This is a genomic window from Rossellomorea sp. H136, assembly GCF_056838065.1.
Window position 1 is genome coordinate 3,726,391 of record NZ_CM166371.1, and the last position, 22,889, is coordinate 3,749,279.

Consider the following 22,889-nt stretch of genomic DNA (forward strand, 5'->3'; position numbering starts at 1 on the left):
TCTTATAAATAACGTAATAATGATTTCAGTGGTGACACAGTCACCACTGAAATCCGTTTGGCTATTTTAATTCGTCTTCAGAATAATATCCACTATCTATTAATTTCTCTTTGTAATTGTTGATATCTACAGATACGGGTTCTACTAGATAAGAAGGAACAACTTTCTTGCCATTGTCATATGTTTCTGTATCATTAACTTCCGCTTCTTCACCCTTTTGAATCGATTGAATCATGTTTACTACTACTTCAGCTAAATCACGAGTATCTTTAAATACTGTTTGTGTCTGTTCGCCTGCAATCATGGATTTAACAGAAGCTGATTCTGCATCTTGACCTGTAACAACAGGAAGCGGCAGATCTCCAGAACCATAGCCTACCCCCTTTAATGCTTGAATAGCCCCACGGCTGATTCCATCGTAAGGTGACAATACTGCATCAATAGTTTCACCATTTGAATACGATTTACTTAAAATGTTTTCCATACGTGATTTTGCTAAGTTTCCATCCCAGCGCATTGTTGCACCTTGCTCAAAACTCGTTTGTCCACTTTGTACAACTAATTTTCCGCTATCGATATGTGGCTGTAATACAGACATTGCACCATCCCAGAAGAAATTAGCGTTATTATCATCTGGAGATCCAGCAAATAGTTCGATGTTAAATGGTCCTGCTTCTTCTGAAAGCTTTAATGCCTCTTCAATATAATTTGCTTGTAATACACCTACTTGGAAGTTATCAAATGTTGCATAATAAGAAACGTTATCAGTTTCCATGATCAAGCGGTCATAAGCAATTACTTGAATATCTTGATCAGCAGCTTTTTCTAAAACATTTGTTAATGCTGTACCATCGATTGATGCAACAACTAGAACTTCTGCACCTTTTACAATCATGTTCTCGATTTGTTCGATTTGCTTATCAACATCATCTTCTGCATATTGTAAATCTGTTTTGTATCCTAGTTCTTTTAATTGCTCCACCATGTTATTTCCATCATCTACCCATCTTTGTGATGATTTAGTTGGCATCGCAACACCGATTAAGCCTTTTTCGTCAGAGTCTCCTGATGTTTTGTTTCCTCCACAGGCAGCTAAAAGCAACATAAAACAAATGAGTAGTGCAAATAAACCTGATTTCCTCTTCATCCTTTGTAACCCCTTTCAATTTTTGTAATCGCTTTCTCTTTCTTGAATTTAGAATATCAACATTTCCAATGTAAGGCTTTACATAAATTTAAACTGTTTTTATAAATAATTAATCTAAATGTAAAAATAGTTATGAATATTGAGATAATTAGTCCTTAGACGTTTATAAAAGTAACCAAAAAGAAAAACTCCCCATATATATGGAGAGCTTTCCTTTTAGTTATTGTTTAAATCGCTTCGGAGATACACCAACCAGTTTCTTGAAAATTGTGCTAAAGTAATGCTGTGATTCATAACCAACTGTATCTGCTATCTCCCGAATTGACATGTCAGTTGTTTTCAATAAATTAACCGCTTTGTCTATACGCATCCGTGTTAAGAGACCACTATAAGAAATACCTAACTCCTGTTTCATCATACGGCTTAAGTAGACGGTTGTTACGTGTAATTCTACAGCAACTCTCTCTAATGAAAGGGATGAGTCTTGGTAATGCTTTTGAACAAAGATCTGAGCCTGTTTAACAATGGGAGAAATTCGTGTTTTCTTATCCAATGACTCTTTACATCGGGCATAAACATGATATAAATCGGATAAATCTTCGTTTACATCTTCCAGATGCCAAAAGATGTTAAAATTCAAGTCTTTCTTAATCATCGCTTCAACCGCTGCAATTTGTTCATTAGTCACAAGTTCCCACAGGCAAACATTCAGTAAATTCGATCTATCCCGAAAAACTGCAGCTTTTATTTCCTCTAAAGACTTCGTTACTATACTTTCAAATGCAAACAAGTCACTTTGCCGGTCATTTTCCTGTAAATACGTTCGATTGTTATGATAATCAGGCAATCTAATGACAAGGTACTGTACTGGTTTCTCTACTGAAAATTCTAAAAATTGTAATTGCTCTTTAATTTCAGTACTTGTTAATTGACCTGCTATCCATTCTTGAAAAAAACGTTCCTTCAGTTGTAAATGATTCTTCTTAATTTGGTTTTCAGCTTGTTTCAAAAAGGATTTCTGCTGTACCTCAACGTCTAATTGCTGCTTTAGCTCGATCAGAATTTTTTTAAGCTTTTCCGGATTAACAGGTTTTAATAGATAGTCTTCTACTTGCAATCGTATTGCCTCTTGAGCATAGTGAAATTCATCATAACCCGAGATAACTACCATCTTACAATGGGGCAGTTCGTCCCTTAAGTGCTTCATTGCAGCCAAACCATTCATTATGGGCATATTTAAATCGATCAATAATATATCAATCTTATGCTTTAAGGCTAATTCAACTGCTTCTTCTCCATCTTCCGCTTCCCCGATAACTTCCATACCAAATTCTTCCCAGTCGACGGAAGAACGAATACCCTCACGAATAATATATTCATCATCTGCAATTAATACTTTCCATTTATTCATTATGTTGCATCCCCTTTTACCAGCCCTGTATCATCTTTGAGCATCGGTAATATGATTTCGACTGTTGTACCCGCTTTCTCCTCACTATGAATATGCATCCCATAGCCTTCACCAAACGCTAGCTGGATCCGGGCTTGCACATTTAAAGTGCCATAGCCCTTTTTATCTCTGGTTTCCCCTTTGTTCTCTGTTCTAGTAATCGCTTCACTTAGTGCTTGCCGCATCTCTTGAAGCTGCAATTCAGTCATACCAGCTCCGTCATCTTCAATAGTGATCCATAAGTTACTCTCTTTTTCTTGCGCTGTTACAATGATGTGGCCAGGGCCCCTTCGTTCCTTAATCCCATGATAAATAGCATTTTCTATAATGGGCTGTAGAATAAACTTTATAACATATAAATCACCCATACTCTCTTCCACATGAATTTGATAGTTTAACTTATCACGATACCTCGTCTTCTGTATTTGCAAATAATTCTTTATATGGTCAAGTTCTTCATCCAAAGAAATGATGTCTCTGCCTTTACTTAGCCCGATACGGAATAATTTCGCCAGTGACTCTACAACTTCCGCTATGTCATTTGTCTTTTGCTTTCTTGCCATCCACTGGATAGTATCCAGCGTATTATATAGAAAATGCGGATTAATGTTTGCTTGCAAGCTTCTAAACTCCGCATCTCTTTTTTCCTTTTCCTGGAGTTTTGTTAAAGACATCAAGTGATTAATTTGTCTTAGCATATTATTAAAACTACGTCCCAGCATACCAATTTCATCATTTCGCTTTTCACTGTAGCGAACATCAAATTCTCCAGACTCTGCTTTTCGCATAAATTTCATTAACTGAGCAATAGGATTTGATATTGAATTAGATAGAAAATAAGATATTTGAATTCCAAAAATCATGATCAGAAAAATAAAACTGACTAAATAAAACCTTATCTCCCGTATTTCAAAAATTGTTTCTTCCGCAGGAAACACACCTATCGTCGTCCAATTAGTAAACGGGGATTTTTGGTGGATAAATTGAAGTCGTTGTGCATTCACTTCTTTTGAGAAAGTTCCTGAATTTTGTCCTGCTATCCATTTATATGGAACATTTTTAATTAACGGGTCATTGGGCTGATAAATGTTTCGTCCTTGATCATCCACCAGCATAAGGTAGCCGGTTTTTCCTAAGCGAACGTCTACTAACGTTTCCTTAATGACCCGTTGCTTTAAATCAATCAGGATCACCCCAAGAACTTCATCAGCGTATGGATCTACTACTGCCCGGACAACCGAAACCACTTCGTCATTTTGGTAATTAACTAATGAAGACAGACCCCGATCTTTTGGCTGACCAATAATGGTAAATATCCCATTATTGTCGACCGCTTCTTTATACCAACTCTCTTCGGTTAAATCTTTTGTTGATGGTGCAAAAAATTCATTACTAATATAGTCACCATTACTATTAACGATCAAAATCCCGGCTACTTCCGGTGAAAGGGTAGTAAAATCACGCAGAAACCGCTGGATGTCATATTCATCCGCTGCATTAGGCTCTACCTCATTGTCTGCCGCTAAAAAGTGCTGTACTTTTTCATTAAAGCCGATAAAGTAGGTAATACTTTGCATATTGTTAATGTAAAATTCAAGGGACTTGTTTACTTTGCCGATAAGCTGCAGAGTATTGTCATTTACTTGCTCCTCCAGTACACGCTCAACTGTCCAATTAATCAAAAGACCCAGACAAATAATGGGAATGATACTGATAATTAAAAAGTGAGAGATTAGCTTATATCGAATGGGTAAATTATTTATCTGTGTCCAGTGTTTCAATTTATTCCCCATCCATTCCCTGGTATTATTGTTGATAATAGGCATCCACATTTTTCTTCGTAACGATCGTAACACCGGTATCAACAACGCGAGGAAGCGGCGCCCTTCTTTTGGGTTCATGATTTAAATGAAATAAAAATTGCAGCCCCCAATATCCCATCTGCCATGTTCCCTGTGCCAATGTTGCTGAGATCGTCCCATCTTTGATCATATCAAGGGTCCCTTTATCTGTATCAAAGCTAATAATTTTAACGGAATCTTCAGAATTATTAGCCAAGGTGGCTCTTCCGACTCCAACCCCGCCAACTGCTTGCGTAACGAAAACTCCAGTAAGATCCGGGTATTCTTTCATCATTTCCTGCGCAGCTTCTTTAGATTGCATTTGGTCCCCCCTTCCATCCTTGGTAGAGACTACTTCCATGTTAGGATACTCCTTAAAAATGGTATCCCGGAATCCTTGTGCACGATCTATTTGATTTAATTGATGAGGTTGTGTGATGATACCGACTTGTCCATTTTCATTTAAAAGTTCTGCCATCTTATGTGCAGCCTCTACACCAGCATTATAACTATTTGTACCTATAAAAGAGTATGCTTTACTTTCTGGCGCATCCGCATCAAACATGACGACTGGGATACCAGCATTAACAGCTTTATTAATGACAGGATTCAATGCTTCTGGATCAATCGTTGAGATAGCAATACCTGCAGGATTCTTTGCAATAACCTGTTCCAGTACCGTAATCTCCTCCCCTACATCGTATTGTGTAGCACCGCGATACTCCACAGATACATTCAAGGCTTTTGCCGCATCTTCAAAGCCTTTTAATGCACCTTTCCAATAGTCAATTCCCACCTGGAAGGTTACCATTACATAGGTTTCATCGATACTTCCTTTCATTTCATTTCCAGACCATTCACGTTTTGAAGAATCGTCTGTTTGATAGTGATATACATAAATTACAAATAGACTAGTTAACAATAAATAGATAAAAAGCAGTTTTTTCAATCTTGAAACCCCTTTCAAAATACAATACTATCAAAAAGACACTCTCCACGTGCCTTGAATGGTGATCGCAGATAGTATAGTAGTGGAGCGGTTACACCCCTTCCGCCCGTAAGCTGAGAGAATGTACTATCTATAAATACATGTGCGATGTGCGATGTGCGAAAATGCTGTATATCCAGGATTTCGAAAAAGGCATTGATGAATCTTTAATGCTATTTTACCGTTTTTGATAGGACTATGGTAGCGACAAATTGCTAAGGTACTTTCAATTATCTCTTAAATACTAAAAATTTTGAATAATGTTGATTATCACTAAGTATATAATATCACTTACCCTTTTTGCATTTGAATTACGAATAGTATGACACTCTCAACTATCAACGTAACAACATACGCGATACAATTCATACCGGTCGCCATCGGATCGCCATTATCATGACCCTTCTAGCCCTCATCGGCTTCGAAGCTGTCAAGAAAGCTACTAAACTATTCATTCCGATACTCGTGATCGGTCAGGGAATCATCCTGTACCTTTTCCTAACAGAAGGAGCCGATTCCCTCACAACACCCAACCAAGGTCAGGAACCATTCTCCATAGGAATGTTCGTATTCTCCTCAAGCCTCGTCTTCGTCTAATACATTTCAGGCGTCAGCGCATCATCCTACATCACCCGCTACAGCAAAAGCGACCGCCACGGATTCTGGGGCTTATATGGAGGAAACGTCGTCGGATTCATGATGACGGCATTGCTTGGGGGATTGATTGTGAGCTTGTTCAAAAATCTGAATCCATTCGTAGCAGCGAGTCAGCTAACTGACTCCAGTCTGCTTCTTTTGGTGATCTCGGCTTGTGCGATGGTATCGATGATTTTTATTATTCTTAGTAATGCGTATACAGGGGGGATAGTTTGCTTAATGCGCTGCCGTCCCTGTCGCGGATTCAAAGTGCGTTGTTGTTAAGTATTACAGGAATTATTTTAAGTTCGTTTCCGCAGCTGGTTTATAATGCGCAGGAGTATATTTCTTATCTGAGGATCCTGATTATTCCAATATCGGCTATTGTGGTGGCTGATTATTTGGTTATTCGGAAAGGGAGAATTTCTGAAAGTGCGCTTGTTCGGCTTGTGAGTGGGGAGTCGAATTTTAATCGTGAGGCGTTGTATGTATTAGTAATTGGGATGGTGTTTTATTTGGTGATACCTGATTCATTTTCACCAGGGTTTAGTTGTTTTATTGTTACTTGTGTTGTTTATGTGGTTAGTAAGGTACGAGGTGGGATGGAAGGGCAGGAGGCTGTTCAGAAACTTAGTTAAGGAAAAAGAGTATTATTCTTGTGATAACTGGATCCCTTTTGTTTCTAATTCCAAGTGTTGTAAATTATTCATTTGTTCATCTCCTTTGGAAAATAAAAACACCCTCAATTTAATGAGTGTGTTTAGGTAATTTTTAGTTATTCTTCATCATCATAATTTTTTATTGACACACTAATCGTAAACTGAGTGGCAAAATTATCTTTAAAAGTCACTTGGTCAGGAATAGGGTCTAAAACTTCAACAATAATTTCTTTATTTTGGTTTATAGCCATGTGTGAGGCTTTAACTTGATCAAGTTTTCTTTCTAACTCTTTTTTACTACTAGCATGAGTAAATGTAATCATATCTGACATTTGGACACCTCCCTTCATCCTACTAACTTCGACACAAAGGGATATATTTCCTTTTACTCACCTTCAAAATATGAAAAGTCTACTTCTTTTACCACAAACTTTTTCTTATTAGTAACACCAATATTATTTTCTATCATTAATTTTGCTAATTTTCTTCCATCAATTAGAATAATCTTTTTTCTTTCTAACCTGTCAACGTATTCTTCAGCACCTTTAGAAAAACTAGATGTAGTAATAAAAATACCCTTACTTGCTCCTTTAGCATCTAGTGCTCCCGAAAACCCCATAACATCTGGTCTTCCTACGGTGTTCTCCCAACGTTTTGCTTGAACGTAAATATTATCAAGACCCAACTTATCTTCTTTAATAACACCATCTAAACCACCGTCATTTGTTTTTTCAGTAACTTCACCATCTCCATATCCCATAGATGTAAGTAACTCAATAACTATAGTTTCAAGCCTTCTCCAATGCGCTTGTTTAAGATGATCAATTAAATCATTAATTAAGTCTGTTTCAATCTCCTCAACCTTTTCCTGAATTACTTCAAAAGGATCAACTACTTTTTCAAGTTCTTCAATTTCATCTACTCTCTCATCAGAACTATCATTTAATAACTCTAGTCCATCTTCAGTGATTTGATATGTAAATTTACTAATTTCTTCAATATACTCTTGTTTCTTAAGTGAATATCTGGCTGACCTCATTCTTGTCATAAATATACTGTCTTTACTATTAGTATAAGTAACATTTCTTTGTTCTTCATCTAATTTGAACAGTTTCTCGACCTCTGTGTTTATCATAGAAGTAGTATAAGGATTACCATCTTTTAATACTGATAAAATAGGAATTACCAACTCTTTTTGGGATGGTAGGGAATCAGCAATGTATTGATCATATTCAATCACAGGAGAAGTTGTTTGACTATTAATGATCTCTATTATTGCCTCTTCATCTTCTGGAATACCATTTGTTCTAATAATTTCGTGTATTTGATTTGCAGACATCCCTTTTTCATTTAGTCTTTTAATGAAGGACAAAACTCTAATTGATTCTTGATTAAAGTATTTGTTCTTTCCTTCTTTAACCATTGGAATATACTCTTTAAACCTCTTTATCCAACCTCTACCTGTACTTTCAACCCATCCAACCGTTTCAGACAACTTCTTCTGATTTATATAACCTTTTTTCACTTATAGCAGCCCCTATTAATTTTAGTTATATTTTACCATATTAATAGATTATATAGACCCTATTATAATGGTGTTTTTCTCGAAATAAAGGTTATACCGTTTACTTACCTTGCTTGTTTTAGGACTAATTAATTTAGTTTTGGAAAAGGTATAGTTATAAAATATACCTTCTTCTCGATCATATAGGGCAAGTGATTGTCCAACTACATTATCAAGAAATAACTGTCCTTCTTCTCGTGTAAATTTTCTTGGTACGTATAAATGCTCGTTAGTTTCTTTACAAATTAAATTCAAAATATACAAAGAAACACCTCCTAATTACCTATTTCGACAATTGGAAGGTGTTTCCTTTTTTATTTTAGGAGTTTATGTACCTTTAAATCATACACATTAGTTAAAACTTGTTCAATAATTCCTACTGCACTCATAAAAACATTTATTTTAGGTGTTCTTATTTCATGAACAGCGGCATTACCAATATCTCTGATCTTTTGAAGAATTAGAGTCTGCTCCCATATTATCATTCCTTGTTGATGTAACCCATAAATCTTTCCTTCTAATGATGTCGAAACAGTATTTTCACCTTTTTTACTAACTTTAATGTTATCTTTGTCTTCAAAAAGGTTCCCCTCTTTAATTCCAACATCCAAACAAATTGCTTCAATGAGCGTTCTTATACCTACTGTACTAAGTAACAAAAAACCTTGATTGTGTACATGTATAATCTGTTCATATAAACTTTTAATTGGCTCAGGAACATTAATGAAATGTTTACTACTTAGTTCATAAAATTTCACTTCTTGTAGTGGAGGTTCTTCAGGATAAACCCAAAATTTATCATACCAATATCTATGGCCAGATACATCGGTATCCCACATATCTTCATCTCCGTACTGATTAACAAATGCTATTGTTTCGCAACCAGCACAACTAACTACATGGAATAAATCTTTGTGTTGAATATCTGCCATTCTATCAGTTCCATCATATGTAGATAAAATGTTGTGAATTCTTTTACCCTTGCAGGTTTTACAATATACTTTTTCCTTTAATTGTTCCAAATTTATCACCCAACACTATTTTACTTAGTATTGTGGTATTATTCCAATATTTTTCCTGTACGTGTAAAACGGTATGCTGCGGAACTCATTTTTGGAATTAGGGGTATCGCCAGCCAGTCACCGACCACAAGATGTTGTATTTTACCCTTTTCGTAACGTCCAATGAAGATAGATTCTCACCGGAATAATAAAAATTGGATATTTTATGTTAAATTAAGACCACTTCCTTATCAACGCAGTGGTCACTTTTTTATTCAGTTTCTAACTGAATCGCACCTCAAATAATAGCATAATATTTTGCTTGTTTCTTTGCCTGCCTTAAAAGACGAAGAAACGGAAATCCCTAAATCATTGTCTCTTTTATTTGATTAAGGAAAATCGGGGTCAAATCCCCAGCACATTGACAAGCGTAGACTTGCCCGTGCCGGCCGATCCGTACATTAGAGCCACTCGTGAGTTTTCAAACATTTGAGTTAAAGCCTCTTTTTTCTCGACGCAGTCAACACCGTAGTTTGTTTCGCTCAACCATGCCTTAACCGAAATTTGAATAGTTCTCACCTCTGCTACTTGCCAGCCCCTCAAGTTCGGCAATATGAAGATACTCACATAAAAAACTAAAAGACTGTTCGGTGTCATTGTTAGCCTGACACTTGTTTATCTTTTACTTTTATCTTTTATTTCAGGTTAAGAATTTTCTTGCTTATCTGTATTGTATAGTATTGTAAGTTCCTCAAGCCTTTGTAAGACCCTTAAATGACTCGTCTGTTTCTAACTTAAATAATTCAAATATCGATTCGGTTGCTGCAAAAATCAAATAAAAGGTTGAAAACAACACCTGTTTAACATCAGATGAAATATCTGTAAAGTGGGAAAACCAGTTTATATCAGTTATCATACCGTCTTTATCCATCTTTACAAATTTATTGATCAATGTTGCATTGGTGTGAACATAGCTATTTAATATTCGATAGGCATTTTGATAAATCATCTCTAAACCTGTCATGTTTGCAAGCTCTTCGTTTGACGGTAACTCTTTTATACCTTCCAGTTCAACCTTCTTTTTTAATTCATCTCTTTCTTCTTTACTAATGGTACTTTTTATTCCTTGGCTAAAAATCCCTTCTATTGCATTTAAAATGGAGTTGAAAAACGGGGTCAGACCCCCAGCTCATTAACGCTTCACCGTACTGAGGGTCTGACCCCAATATCACTAAGCAACCTATTCATCTCCTTAAACAATCGAGTATAAGTAACATTTCACCATTAAAACTAGGATAGTCGTTTCAAACTCACCCCACATAAAATGAGGGCTGAGGTAAAAAGGGAGACCAAGGAACAAGTAAGGTGTCCAAAAACCACTAAAAGGGACAAGGCGGCCGCCTTGTCCCTGTTTAACACTATTCGCAGTGAACCTAACACACTCTCTCACCTTATATGTGCCAGTTCCCCCGCTGTTCTTATCTAAGCACGCAATAATGCTCCATTCGGCTCTTTTAACTCCTGCTCTACTATTTGATTCACCTTAGAGAAGTGGTCCAGAAATTGTTGTGCCAGCTCTTGTTCCTCCGTGCCACTTTTTAATGAAACGATGTCGCGCAAAATCTGAGCCATCCACGAATTATCAAAATAACGGTACTTACCTGTATTCCAAGTCGTTTTTTGAGGGGATTTTTCATTGACATAGTACTTCCAAAAAAGCATCTGCTTCGATTCCTCGTCTGTAAGTTGGAGTCTGTAATGGGAATGGGCAGGAATATTTCCATCTTCACAAAGTTTACCGATGAAATTATCCTTCACCATATAGACACCTAATATCCGTCTGTCTTTTTCAAGCATGCCGGGATCGACCGCTGTCAGCAGGACTGCACTGTTTTGGTGTAAGCGACTGGGCTTGTTTGGCTTACCCTTATTATTACCACTTTTTATTTCACCAGAGGAAACCGTCCAATCTAAAAAGGAGCTACTCTGTTCTTCTATATCGCACCGGTAAACCATCTGCGATTCGGGATGAAGTTTATGATTTTTCATAAGTTTTTCATGACCGACTCGAAGCTCTTGGTATTTTCTTTGCCGTTCCTTTTCCTCTTCCTTCTGCATTTCTTTCTCTTTGAGTTCCATTTTCTGCTCGTGTAAAATTTTTTCAAGTGAATTGGCAGCACTTTTATCATGAAGTTTCAAGTGTTGTCCAAATACATCCGGGTAAACAAATTTTTTATTTTCCGAGGCGAAATGTATTTCAACTACCGTATCATTATGTTTAACGATACTTCCCATACCAAACCGATCATGTGTAACTTTCTTATTGATTAAATTCAATATATTAGTCCTCCTTGTATAATAACTCGGGTACTACTGCCTAAAAAGCTCACAAAAACTGTTTGAATTTCCCTTCGGAATAACTATACGTTCAATATAAAAGATCACTAGGTAATAATAATAGCATTTTTTCGATAATAATACAAATTAAGTGTTGACAAACTATTTTATTGCGAGGTAAAATAAAATTTTGTTCAAATCTTGATGATTGGTACAACCGTGCGTTTGGGGTTTTTCTCCGGTTAAATGGGGACGGAACCAATTTGACTTTTTGCATTAATCTGGAAAAGCGCACTTTCAAACTAATGACCTTATCAGCCATTGATGATATAGATCTGAATTCTCCTCTTCACCTAGTAGAAAATACTCTCTTCCAAGTGCTTGAACCAGAGCTCCTCCGTATGAACTACTGAAATTTCATGAATACATCCATCCTGCAAATGAAATATCCTTACAGCGCCTCCACCCTATCTACATCCTTAGCGTCTCTATGTTGGTGGTGTTCTCTAATATCTATTCTTTCTCTAAGATCTTAAGTCTGTTTGCAGGTTATTTCCGTACCCGATTCACATGCTTTTCGCCGCACGAAGACATTCCGGAATCAGCTTTATTATCAAGCCGGTCAATTCCAGAATCATCATAACTCTTTTTTAGACATACCGATCCAATAGAAATAATCCCCACAAGCGAAATCATTCATCGGCTTAAACGTATAGACACCCCCATACTCATACTTCTCCGACTCCAACCTCTTACAAAAAGGCCACATTCTCACTTTGAAAAACAGGTCCTCTCGAATCTTCCCAATCGACCGAATAAACTGTCTTTCACCGAGCACCACACACCCTAATTGAACTCCGCCCTCATACATGGCATTCAACAGAATCCAGAGATACAGGTGATAAAATGTATCCAAATCGAACATCCATTGATTTAAATTTCTCCATCTACTCATTTGATTCACTCCTAATTCAATCTGTATTCAACTTTTATATAGGGAGATGGGCTGGGAAAGGATACCCTTAGGTGAATATTCTTAATTAAATATGTTGTTATTAAATCTGAGGAAGGTAAATACCTTTGGAGGAGAAAATGAAGAGCAGGTTTGTTATATTAAAGATGATTATTTCTTTTGGCTTAATCATCTGAAAAACAGGGCGATCCCCAACTCATTTGGAGCAAACGCAAGCAAGAAAAGCTGAATTCTTTTCTCCACTACTTTTACCAACAAAGGAAAAAACCTCATTCGTACAAATGCACGAATGAGGTTTACCACCACAACTTATTCTGAAGAGTCTTCTATATTCTCCTCCGTCACCAACTTCAACGGCACCGGAATCTTCTCCTTCACTTTCTTCCCTGACAACACATCAGCCCCAGCCTGAACAGCCAACTGACCAATCTTCTCAGGCTGCTGAGCAACAGTCGCAGACAGGTTACCATTCCGAATGCTAGTCATCGCATCTTCATTTCCATCAAATCCAACGACTAATACATCACGGCCCGAGCTCTGGATCGCCTGCAACGCTCCCAACGCCATTTCATCGTTATGAGCAAACACAGCTTTGATATCTGGATTCCCCTGAATCAGGTTTTCCATCGTATTCAAACCTTGAGTACGATCAAAGTTCGCAGTCTGCTTGGCCACAACATCAAGCTTTTCATCCGCGATGTTGTGGAACCCGGCTCCCCGCTCACGAGTGGCAGATGCTCCAGGGACACCTTCAAGTTCTGCAACCTTTGCTCCTTCACCGAGTTGTTCGACGAGGTATTTTCCGGCCATTTCGCCACCCTTTTCGTTATCCGAGCTGACGAGTGTGGCGACGTCTCCTTTTTCCGCTGAGCGGTCAAGGGTGACGACGGGGATGCCTAGGCTGTTGGCGGACTGGACGGCTGTTGAGATGGCCGCTGAATCCGTCGGGTTGATCAATAAGACGTCTACGCCTTGCTGGATGAGGTCTTCTACATCATTGATTTGCTTGGCCGCGTCGTTCTGGGCATCGACAACGACGACTTCCATGCCTTGTTTCTTCGCTTCGTCTTCTACCCCGTTTTTCATGGAGACGAAGAATGGGTTATTGAGTGTTGAAACGGATAGTCCGATTTTGATGTCTTCCGGGTTCGAGCTTTTATTTGGTTTTGCCCATTCCGGCGGCTGCAGGGAGCAGGCCCCTAGGAATAGGAGTGACAAACTGATTAGTAGTAACCATGCTTTATTCATAGTATCCCTCCAACGCTGCTTTCTTTCGGTCGATGAGAACTGCGATGATGATGACGACACCCTTTACGACCATTTGGAAGAAGGATGAGACGCCGAGCAGGTTCAGACCATTGTTTAACGTTCCGATGATGAGTGCACCGATCAAAGTTCCGACAATCAGTCCACGTCCGCCTGACAGGCTTGTCCCGCCTAGGACGACGGCTGCGATGGCATCGAGTTCATAGGATGTACCCGCTGTCGGCTGTGCCGAGTTCAGGCGTGACGTCAGGATCGCTCCAGCCAGTGCTGCCAGTAAGCCGGCCAGTGAGTAGATCATCACTTTGATGCGTGGTACTTTGATTCCTGAGATCAGGGCTGCTTTTTCATTCCCACCTATGGCATATGTTTTTCGACCGAACGGGGTTTTGTGCAGGATCACCCACAGGATCGCGAACGTCAGAATCATCGTAACGGCAGGTACTGGGATTCCAAGAAAGTATCCTCTTCCGAACAGTTGGAAGGCATAGCTGTCGCCAAGACCCGTGATCGGATTTCCGTCTGTGTACACAAGCGTCAATCCGCGGAACATCGTCATTGTGGCAAGTGTCGCGATGAATGGTGCCATTTTTCCTTTTGTGATCAATAATCCGTTGACCATTCCCATCACGGCTCCAAGGATACAGCCGATCAGGATCGCAAGGATCGGGTCGATTCCCGATACCATCATCCCTGCCATGAGGGCACTGGATAAGGCGAGGATCGAGCCGACGGATAAATCGATTCCCCCGGTCAGAATGACGAAGGTCATCCCGTAGGCAATCAGGGCGTTGATCGCGACCTGTCGTAATAGATTCAATAAGTTCAAAGGTTCTAGAAAACTAGGGTTGATGATGGATACGGTTGCAATCAGTACAAACAGTCCGAGGAGCGGACCGAGCTTTTGCATCAGATTGCCGACGTGATTCGTTTTGAGTGCGTTATTCATGTGCGTGACCTCCTGTCGCCAATGTCATGATTTTTTCCTGTGTTGCTTCTTCCTTTGAAAGCTCTCCTGCGATGGTCCCTTCATGGACGACGAGGATGCGGTCGCTCATTCCGAGTACCTCGGGCAGTTCGGATGATACCATCACGATCGCGACGCCCCGGTCGGTGAGCTCGTTCATCAGTTGATAGATTTCCCGTTTCGCCCCAACATCGACTCCCCTTGTCGGTTCATCGAGGATGAGTACTTTCGGACCGATCCCGATCCATTTAGCGATGACCACCTTCTGCTGGTTCCCGCCAGACAAGTTTTTTGCGTGAGTCCGGGCTGATTCGGTCTTGATCGTCAGCCGCTTGATGAGCATTTCGACAAAGTCCTGTTCGCTCTTATCGTTGATCAAGCCTTTCTTCGTGAAGCTGTAGAGGCTTGGTAGGGCGATATTATCCTTCAGGGAAAAGTCGAGGACGAGCCCTTCATCCTTCCGATCCTCAGTGATGAACCCAAGACCGAGCTTCACTGCCTGATCGGGTGATTTAATGGTGACCGGTTTCCCGTTCACGAGGATCTCGCCTTCATAACGGCCGTCGAGTCCGAAGATGGTGCGCATGATTTCCGTTCGGCCTGCCCCCATCAACCCTGATACGCCAACGATTTCTCCTGAACGTACTTCGAAGCTTACTTTTTCAAACAGTCCCTTCTTCGTCAGGTTCCGTACTTCAAGCATCGTTTCGCCTGGCTTTGGATCCCGTGCCGGGAAGCGGTCGGTCAATTCTCGTCCGACCATTTTCTTCACGACCTCATCAAAGTTCGTTTTAGGAATCGGCGTCGTATCCACCGTGCGTCCATCCCTCATGACCGTGATGGTGTCACAAATCGTGAAGATCTCTTCCATCCGGTGAGAGATGTATACAATCGACACGCCGGTTTTTTTTAACGAACAGATGACGGTGAAGAGTGTCTCGATTTCCCGGTCCGTCAATGCCGCAGTGGGTTCGTCCATGATGATGACTTTTGCATCCGTCATGAGGGCTTTGGCTATTTCGATCATCTGCTGCTGCCCGACCGAGCACTGTCCCGCTTCTTTAGTGAGGGGGATTGAAATGTTCAGCTTTTCAAACTGTTCATTCGCAACCGCTTTCATTTTTTTGGTGTTGATAAGACCGAATTGTGTAACCGGTTCCTTATTGATGAAAAGATTTTCAAGGACGGTCAGCTCAGGCCAGACATTCAGTTCCTGATGAATGAAAGCAATGCCGAATTCCTCGGCCTGCTTCGGATTATCAAACGTCTTTTCATTTCCGTCGATGGTGATCGTTCCCTGATCCTTCTTATGAAGGCCCGTCAGGATGTTCATCAGAGTCGACTTTCCGGCGCCGTTTTCCCCCATTAGGGCATGGACTTCACCCTCCCCGATCTCTATGTCCACGCCTTCTAGAACCTGATTCGTTCCAAATGCTTTATGGATATTCTTCATGCTGATCTGCATGCTACTCACCCCTTTGTTTTAAAAAATGACTCCTGCGTGAAGGATACAATTCGCATACGGTGTGACTTCCCCCGTGCGGATGACGGCCTTCGCCTTATGGGTTTCTTTTTTGAATTTTTCGTGGGATACATACTGGATCCCGTCAAACCATGAGGTCATCTGTTCATGAACCCCTGTGTTCGTTTCTACTTCCTCTGCAAGCGTGACGGTTTCAACGACCATCTCTTCCTTTAACAGTTCGACCAAGTCTAGAAAGGATGGATCTCCCGGTTTCAATGCCAGGTCAATTTTTACGACGTCCGACGGAATCGGGAGACCGGCATCGGCCACGACGATCGTATCCGTGTGGCCGAGATCGTCTAGTATTTTCGCAATGTGACTGTTCAAGATGCCATGTCGTTTCATTCTGCAAGCTTCCTTTCCACTTCTTCTCTTGTCGGCATTCCGCCCTGTGCCCCGAATCCGGTCACTGAAAGGGATGCAGCCCGGTTCGCGAATCGGAGGCTTTCTTCCATTGATTGTCCTTCAGCCACGGCCGTTCCGAATGCGGCATTGAAGGTATCGCCGGCCCCTGTCGTGTCGACGACTTCCACTTTGAAGGAAGGAACCAGGATTTCCTCTGTTCCATTATGGCAGCGGACTCCGGCTGCTCCTTCGGTGATGATAACCTTGTTAGGATATTGTTTCAGCGCTTCTGACGGCTTCATTCCGTTGAAGAGTACATCTGCTTCATGTTCATTTGGTGTCAGGTAGCTGGATCCATCGATGACTTTTTGTGAAATCTTTCGTGCTGGAGCCGGGTTAAGTAGAAGTGGTACTTCAATGTTGTTGCACAGGTCTGCCACGTATTCAACCGTTTCCTCCGGGATTTCCTGCTGAATCATGATGAGATCGCATGTTTTAAGGAAATCGGCTGTTTTCTGTACGTACTCAGGAGTCACAAGATCATTTGCCCCTTTTACGACGACAATGCTGTTGTCCCCTTCAGCGAGGATGATATGAGCGGTTCCGGATTTCGCATCTGTAACCGGTTCCACATAGTCGGTATAAACACCATTACGCTTAAAGTTTTCTAAAATCTCTTGGCCGTACGGATCATCCCCTACGCATCCGATCATGTATACGTCAGCCCCAAGCCTTGCTGCTGCAACGGCCTGGTTGGCTCCTTTCCCGCCGGGTACCGTGTCAAAGTTGTCACCCAGTACCGTTTCCCCTGCACCGGGGCGTTTTGCTGATGTCACCACCAGATCCATGGATGAACTGCCGATCACGGCAATCTTCGCTTTTTTCATCTTCCTTCATCCCTCTCTTGTTGTGTTTCGTTCGATTAGTTCAACCGGAAGCTGAACACATGTATCGATGTCTTTTTCTTTTTTTATCAGTTTAATCAGAAGTGCCGCGGCCTGCCTGCCCATTTCGTAAGCAGGCTGCCTGATCGTGGAAAGCGCCGGATAGGAAAGGCTGCTCTGGGGGATGTCATCGTAGCCGATGATTTGTACGTCTTCAGGTATCTTTTTCCCGAGCCTCAATGCCTCATGGAGAATGGCGATCCCGACGATATCATTGCTCGCGATGACCCCATCCGTATCAGGATAGGTGGCGAACAGTTCCTCCGCCCAGCCTTTTGCGTCTTCAAAGGAGAACGAGGTCGTGGACATCACCGTAAAATCAACGTCTGTCCCGCTTAAGTACTCGACGGCTCCCCGGAATCGGTCCTGTGCCGGCTTGACGTGTGCCGGCCCCTTCATGACGGTGATCCGCTTCGCCCCTTTTTCAACTAAGGTCTTTGCCGCCAAGCGTCCCCCTTTGCGTCCGTCAGCATAAACAGCCGGATAGTTGTCCGTCGTCCGGTCAAGGAGGACGAGTGGGAGATTCAATTCACTATAAAGCTGATCATGCTCCACATGATTCGTCGCAGAAATCATGCCGACGACATTGTTCTGAACGAAGGTCTGGATATAATCCAGCTCCTTTTGAATGTTCTCGTCGCTGTTCCCAAGCAGGAGCCTGAACCCAGCCTCACTCACTTCATCCTCTACCCCTCTCGCCAGCTGCGGGAAGTACGGATTCGTGATATCCGGAAGCAGTAGTCCGATCAGCCTTGACTCCCTTTTAAAAAGAGAGCGTGCCACCTCGTTCGGACTGTAATTCAGCTTAGAGATCGCCTCCATCACTTTCTTCCTCGTTTCGACTCCTACATAGCCGTTATCATTGAGCACCCGGGAGACCGTCGCCACCGACACCCCCGCTTCACTCGCCACATCCTTGATTGTTACCACGTACGTCACTTCCTGTTCGTTTAGTTGGTTTTGTGTAACCGGTTACACATACAATAACATATGTTTGTAAACGTTTGCAATATTTATATTAAAACTCATTATCACCTTTCCCCTCAATCTTCTAAAAAAACAATAAAGAAAAATGAAAATAAAGCATCAACATCTTCCATATTATATGAAACCTTTGCTTTATCCAACTTCTCCTTCCGATTCTATCTATAGCTTAGATTCCTCTAAACTTTAACTTGGTCTAAAAGCATAATACCTATTCAAAAGTATATATATTTTAAAAGTAGACTTATAAGGAGGTAAACTTTACATGGAAATAAAGCCAAAAGTAGACATTATAAACCCCGCCTATCAAAGTACCAAAGGAAGGTTGTTTGCTGGCACTTCCGGGGTATTAAAAACAAGTGCTAGTAGAAATGCATGGGCTCAGCTTGTAAATCCGTTACACTCTAATGTGAATTTATATGTCTCTTTTTTTGCTTTGACAAACTTTTCGACTAAACTAGTGACGGCAGATTTCGTTGTGAATGCTGACCCTCCTGGAACCCCAACTCTATCATCAGACGTGAGTGTTCTGAAACTGGCCTCCAAGCATAGACCTGTGGGACAAATCCTCTTCAACCCTAGTGTTTCAGGCTCATTTTCAGGAGGAAAGGTAGTCGGTACCAGAGCGCTAAGCCCCCAAAGAACAGAGCCGGGTTTTAGAGTGGATGGTCGACTAATTATAGAGCCAGGAACGAACGCAATGTTCTTCTTATACAGTCGCTCCCTTGCTGCATCACAAATAGAGTTCGAATGGTTCGAGAGTGAAGCAATCTTTTGATTATTGGAAAAATACCTTCGACAAGTGTATTTGATAGTTAATTATTTTGTCATGGGTAGAGATCATATCAACCTCATTTTCAATAATAAATGAAAAAATCAACTACCATTGATTTTTTATAGTTGTCCTTCATGTTTTCCTTGAAAAGGAAAACATGAAGGAGAAATAGCACAATCGCTTGTTTGCTTTCCTGTAGTAATTGTAGTTATAACCATATTCCTTCTAATACAAATAACTGAGACTGTCCCTGCATTAAAGTTAGTGATATAAGCCTTTTTCCCATTGGGGGTAATACAAACATCCGTTGGACCGTCTCCAACATCAATAGTTGCAATAATTGAATCTTCCATTGCATTCACTACTGTTACATTATCACTACTAATATTAGTGATATAAACCTTCTTCCCATCTGGTGTAACAGCTACACCATTCGGTCTAATACCTGCATTTATTGTATTCGTTACTACATTTTCCTTAAGGTCAATAACAGAAACTGTACTAGGCTCACCTCTCCCACGATTGGCCACGTATAGCTTTTTTCCATTCGGAGTGATCGCAGGGTCTCGAGGGAATTCCCCATTCGTAATAGGAATCCTGTCTATCACTGATTCTTTTTTTGTATCTATTACTGCAACAAAGTTACTTATTGTTACAGCAACATAAGCCTTTCTTCCATTTGGACTAAATGCCACATCAAATGGGTTATTTCCTACTTCAATATGTTTCACTGTTTGCTTGCAGACATCAATGATTGAGACTGTTGTACCACCGAAATTCGCTACATACACTTTTCTACCATCAGGAGTCGCAGCTATGCCAACCGGCCCCTCACCAACAGGTATTTCATTCCCCACTTTATGACTAGAAAGATCTATAACTGAAACAGAGTTATTATTCGTATTGGACACATATGCATGTTTAACTAGAGGGGAGATCGTAATCCCATCTGGTTGATCTTTTACTAGAATAGTATCTGTAACTTTATCATTTTTGGTATCAATCATTGAAATAGTATCATCTCCAAAGTTAGTTACGTAAGCGAAAAGCTTTTCCTTACGTAAGAAGTGCTTCTTCCTGTTCATTTTCATTGTATCCCTCCTTAAAATACCACCCCTAGTAACTAGTATATGATTAGTGAAAATGTTTGTGATTTTAAGAGAGAGGATTATTTTTTTAGTGGCCAAACCTATGGTATTTCCTTCCGGTTCGGCCCCTTCTGAACCGCATGCCCCCAGTATCGAGAGTGCGAAAAAAAATTTCCTGCTATCATAGTTTTCTCATGTCATTCTCCTTACTTTGGTTTCTCCGTACAATCTCTCATTTACTCAATATCCTTCTAGTATTTTCGTTAGACATTGGAACATTCTCCATTAAGCGCCGCATATCTTTCACACAAAAAAGACAGCCCTGATTTGGCTGTCTTTTCATCTTTATTTACTTGAACCGAACTCTTTCCATATTTCCTCTAAAAGCTGCTTATCCGTCAGCAGTTCATACCCCGTCAGCGCAAGTGCCTTTGCCCCGATCACAAGGGCACGGTCACCCTCGGTGGATTTGGCCGCTTCCCTGAATTCGTTCGTGTGGACGACGAGGGATTCGGGGCCGACTTTGATGTAGGGGTGGATGGTCGGGACCACCCGGCTGACGTTTCCGGCATCGGAAGATCCGAGTCCCTTTCGTTCCGTATCGTCGAAGTGTTCCCCTAGTGACTCGATGGACTGCTGGAATACTTTATCGAAACGACGGTTGAGCTGAAAGTGATCGACTTCATTTTGGATCTTGATGACATTCAGTTCCGTCCCCGTGGCAAGTGCCGATCCCTCAGCGATCGCTTTCACTTTCTTGGTGACTTCATTGCATGCTTCCCTGGTTGCAGCGCGTATATAGAAGCGGGCTTTTGCATAGTCAGGGACGATATTGGGTGCATCCCCACCGTGGGTGATGATGCCGTGGATCCGTACATCATCGGTCACGTGCTGGCGAAGGGCGTTAATGCCGTTGAATAGCTGGATCACACCGTCGAGGGCATTGATGCCGTCTTCAGGGGAAGCAGCCGCATGAGCAGACCTTCCTTTAAATTCGAAATCAAGCGGGTCCACCGCAAGGGTTTTCCCTGTCTGCGTTGTCCTGTTGAACGGATGAACCATCATGCATGCATCCACTCCTTCGAACAAGCCTGCCTTTACAAAACTGCCCTTCGCACTTCCGTTCGGACCGCCTTCCTCGGCAGGAGTCCCGAACACCACCACTTCCCCTCCTGTTTCATCGAGTACGGACGACAGGGCGATGGCCGCCCCGCAGCTTGCCGTCCCGATGATATTGTGACCGCAGGCGTGACCGAGTCCAGGCAGTGCGTCATATTCAGCCAGGTAGCCGATGACCGGCCCTTCTTTCCCTGAAAGTTTGCGTGCCACAAAGGAAGTCTCATGTCCCGCCACTCCCCTTTCAATGGAGAACCCATTGGCTGCAAGGAGGGTGGTCAAGGTCTCTGAAGCAAAGAACTCTTCGTTTCCGATTTCAGGATTGTCGTGGATCTGATGGCTGGTCGACACGAGTTTCACAGCCAGTTGATCCACTGCCGAGAGGATGTTGTTTTTACGATCGGCAATCGCTGCTGGTTGACTCATCTCTTTTCGCTCCTAATGCAATTCACTGACCGGCACGAATGTCGGGATCAGGGAATCTTTGTATGTTTTCTTGATATGTTCCGCTACGTCATCTTCCTGATAGAGCTCCACAATCTTTTTATAGGTCTTATTGTCTTTATCTTTTTCCTGCGCCGCAATGATATTGATGAACGGCTTGGATTCCGCCCCTTCGATATAGATGCTGTCATCAACCGGTACGAACCCTGCTTCAACAGCCACACCATTATTGATGATCGATGCCGCAACATCCGGCAGTACCCTCGGCGTCTGGGCAGCGACGACCGGTGTGAATTCAAGGTTTTTCGGGTTTTCTTTTATGGCTTCCAGACCTTGTGACTGATCAAATCCTTCTTTCAGTTCGATCAAACCTGCTTCCTCCAGTAGAAGAAGGGCACGGCCAAGGTTCGTCGCCTCTTGAGGAACGGCTACTTTACTGCCTTTCGGTAAGTCTTCTACCGATTTATATTTTTCCGAATAGATTCCCATCGGCGCGATGATCGTCGTGCCGATCGGTACAAGGTCCAGATTATGTTCTTCAACGAAAGAATCAAAATACGAGATCGTCTGGAAGGCGTTCAGGTCGATATCCCCATCGGCCAGCGCCTGGTTCGGTCTCACGTAATCGGCAAACTCCACAATCTCGATTTCAATCCCTTCCTTCGCTGCTTTCTCCTTCATATACTCCCAAATCGGCACCCCAGATCCATTCACTCCGACCTTAACGACTTCTTCTTCACCTGAGCCGGATGCACTGTTTCCCGAGCAGCCGCTCAAGATAAGGGTGAATAATAGAATGGCGATACTTGCCAGGCTGATTGATTTTTTCATATTCCTCTCTC

General features: G+C 41.6%; 23 protein-coding genes. 3 read left to right on the plus strand and 20 right to left on the minus strand.

Going from position 1 to position 22,889, the window contains the following annotated elements; all coding sequences use genetic code 11:
• Window positions 1-61: 61 nt before the first annotated feature.
• The 4 genes from chvE to ACYH0O_RS19100 form a co-directional block, all read right to left on the minus strand.
• Entirely contained in the window at window positions 62-1,147 is a 1,086-nt protein-coding gene (gene chvE, locus ACYH0O_RS19085) for a multiple monosaccharide ABC transporter substrate-binding protein (protein WP_482629923.1), read from the minus strand.
• 220 nt (window positions 1,148-1,367) lie between these two features.
• On the minus strand, window positions 1,368-2,558 hold the full coding sequence (locus tag ACYH0O_RS19090; protein ID WP_482629924.1) for a response regulator transcription factor: 1,191 nt from the start codon (window positions 2,556-2,558) through the stop codon (window positions 1,368-1,370).
• The gene (locus ACYH0O_RS19095) at window positions 2,558-4,378 is read right to left on the minus strand and encodes a cache domain-containing sensor histidine kinase (RefSeq protein WP_482629925.1); all 1,821 of its coding nucleotides are present in this window, start codon (window positions 4,376-4,378) and stop codon (window positions 2,558-2,560) included. The genes ACYH0O_RS19090 and ACYH0O_RS19095 overlap by 1 nt, the downstream gene beginning before the upstream one ends.
• Window positions 4,379-4,403: 25 nt before the next feature.
• On the minus strand, window positions 4,404-5,387 hold the full coding sequence (locus ACYH0O_RS19100; protein ID WP_482629926.1) for a substrate-binding domain-containing protein: 984 nt from the start codon (window positions 5,385-5,387) through the stop codon (window positions 4,404-4,406).
• Window positions 5,388-5,822: 435 nt separating this feature from the next.
• Between ACYH0O_RS19100 and ACYH0O_RS19105 the strand changes: the two genes are divergently transcribed.
• Window positions 5,823-6,023, plus strand: a complete 201-nt coding sequence (locus ACYH0O_RS19105; RefSeq protein WP_482629927.1) for a hypothetical protein — start codon at window positions 5,823-5,825, stop codon at window positions 6,021-6,023.
• Between the two features lie 272 nt (window positions 6,024-6,295).
• Entirely contained in the window at window positions 6,296-6,700 is a 405-nt protein-coding gene (locus ACYH0O_RS19110; RefSeq protein WP_482629928.1) for a cytosine permease, read from the plus strand.
• A gap of 137 nt (window positions 6,701-6,837) precedes the next feature.
• On the opposite strand, the gene ACYH0O_RS19115 is transcribed toward ACYH0O_RS19110, so the two are convergent.
• From ACYH0O_RS19115 to ACYH0O_RS19175, 13 genes are all read right to left on the minus strand, one after another.
• Window positions 6,838-7,053, minus strand: a complete 216-nt coding sequence (locus ACYH0O_RS19115; RefSeq protein WP_482629929.1) for a hypothetical protein — start codon at window positions 7,051-7,053, stop codon at window positions 6,838-6,840.
• Window positions 7,054-7,106: 53 nt separating this feature from the next.
• Window positions 7,107-8,246: a restriction endonuclease gene (locus tag ACYH0O_RS19120; RefSeq protein WP_482629930.1), complete on the minus strand. Its 1,140-nt coding sequence runs from the start codon at window positions 8,244-8,246 to the stop codon at window positions 7,107-7,109.
• A 353-nt stretch (window positions 8,247-8,599) separates the two neighbouring features.
• A complete protein-coding gene (locus ACYH0O_RS19125) occupies window positions 8,600-9,307 on the minus strand; it encodes a DUF4145 domain-containing protein (RefSeq protein WP_482629931.1) in 708 nt (235 codons plus the stop codon).
• A 384-nt stretch (window positions 9,308-9,691) separates the two neighbouring features.
• Entirely contained in the window at window positions 9,692-9,898 is a 207-nt protein-coding gene (locus tag ACYH0O_RS19130) for a hypothetical protein (protein WP_482629932.1), read from the minus strand.
• Window positions 9,899-10,037: 139 nt separating this feature from the next.
• The gene (locus ACYH0O_RS19135) at window positions 10,038-10,466 is read right to left on the minus strand and encodes a DUF5677 domain-containing protein (protein ID WP_482632617.1); all 429 of its coding nucleotides are present in this window, start codon (window positions 10,464-10,466) and stop codon (window positions 10,038-10,040) included.
• 302 nt (window positions 10,467-10,768) lie between these two features.
• Window positions 10,769-11,623 carry a malate synthase gene (locus tag ACYH0O_RS19140; protein ID WP_482629933.1) on the minus strand — a complete coding sequence of 285 codons (855 nt, stop codon included), beginning with the start codon at window positions 11,621-11,623 and terminating at the stop codon, window positions 10,769-10,771.
• A 637-nt stretch (window positions 11,624-12,260) separates the two neighbouring features.
• A complete protein-coding gene (locus ACYH0O_RS19145) occupies window positions 12,261-12,578 on the minus strand; it encodes a hypothetical protein (protein ID WP_482629934.1) in 318 nt (105 codons plus the stop codon).
• A gap of 327 nt (window positions 12,579-12,905) precedes the next feature.
• Window positions 12,906-13,844, minus strand: coding sequence for a ribose ABC transporter substrate-binding protein RbsB (gene rbsB, locus ACYH0O_RS19150; RefSeq protein ID WP_482629935.1), 939 nt, complete (start codon window positions 13,842-13,844; stop codon window positions 12,906-12,908).
• A complete protein-coding gene (rbsC, locus tag ACYH0O_RS19155) occupies window positions 13,837-14,808 on the minus strand; it encodes a ribose ABC transporter permease RbsC (protein WP_482629936.1) in 972 nt (323 codons plus the stop codon). Before rbsC ends, rbsB begins: the two co-directional genes overlap by 8 nt.
• On the minus strand, window positions 14,801-16,291 hold the full coding sequence (locus ACYH0O_RS19160) for a sugar ABC transporter ATP-binding protein (protein WP_482629937.1): 1,491 nt from the start codon (window positions 16,289-16,291) through the stop codon (window positions 14,801-14,803). The genes rbsC and ACYH0O_RS19160 overlap by 8 nt, the downstream gene beginning before the upstream one ends.
• Before the next feature lie 18 nt (window positions 16,292-16,309).
• Window positions 16,310-16,696, minus strand: coding sequence for a D-ribose pyranase (gene rbsD, locus ACYH0O_RS19165; RefSeq protein ID WP_482629938.1), 387 nt, complete (start codon window positions 16,694-16,696; stop codon window positions 16,310-16,312).
• Complete coding sequence (gene rbsK / locus ACYH0O_RS19170) at window positions 16,693-17,583, minus strand: ribokinase (RefSeq protein WP_482629939.1); 891 nt, start codon at window positions 17,581-17,583, stop codon at window positions 16,693-16,695. The genes rbsD and rbsK overlap by 4 nt, the downstream gene beginning before the upstream one ends.
• 6 nt (window positions 17,584-17,589) lie before the next feature.
• Window positions 17,590-18,570: a LacI family DNA-binding transcriptional regulator gene (locus ACYH0O_RS19175; protein ID WP_482629940.1), complete on the minus strand. Its 981-nt coding sequence runs from the start codon at window positions 18,568-18,570 to the stop codon at window positions 17,590-17,592.
• Window positions 18,571-18,889: 319 nt separating this feature from the next.
• On the opposite strand from ACYH0O_RS19175, the gene ACYH0O_RS19180 reads away from it, so the two are divergent.
• Complete coding sequence (locus tag ACYH0O_RS19180; RefSeq protein WP_482629941.1) at window positions 18,890-19,402, plus strand: DUF6143 family protein; 513 nt, start codon at window positions 18,890-18,892, stop codon at window positions 19,400-19,402.
• 116 nt (window positions 19,403-19,518) lie between these two features.
• Here ACYH0O_RS19180 and ACYH0O_RS19185 read toward each other — a convergent pair whose 3' ends face one another.
• From ACYH0O_RS19185 to ACYH0O_RS19195, 3 genes are all read right to left on the minus strand, one after another.
• Complete coding sequence (locus tag ACYH0O_RS19185) at window positions 19,519-20,490, minus strand: beta-propeller fold lactonase family protein (protein ID WP_482629942.1); 972 nt, start codon at window positions 20,488-20,490, stop codon at window positions 19,519-19,521.
• Window positions 20,491-20,832: 342 nt separating this feature from the next.
• Entirely contained in the window at window positions 20,833-22,029 is a 1,197-nt protein-coding gene (locus ACYH0O_RS19190; protein WP_482629943.1) for a M20 family metallopeptidase, read from the minus strand.
• 12 nt (window positions 22,030-22,041) lie between these two features.
• On the minus strand, window positions 22,042-22,878 hold the full coding sequence (locus tag ACYH0O_RS19195; RefSeq protein ID WP_482629944.1) for a MetQ/NlpA family ABC transporter substrate-binding protein: 837 nt from the start codon (window positions 22,876-22,878) through the stop codon (window positions 22,042-22,044).
• Window positions 22,879-22,889 lie beyond the last annotated feature (11 nt).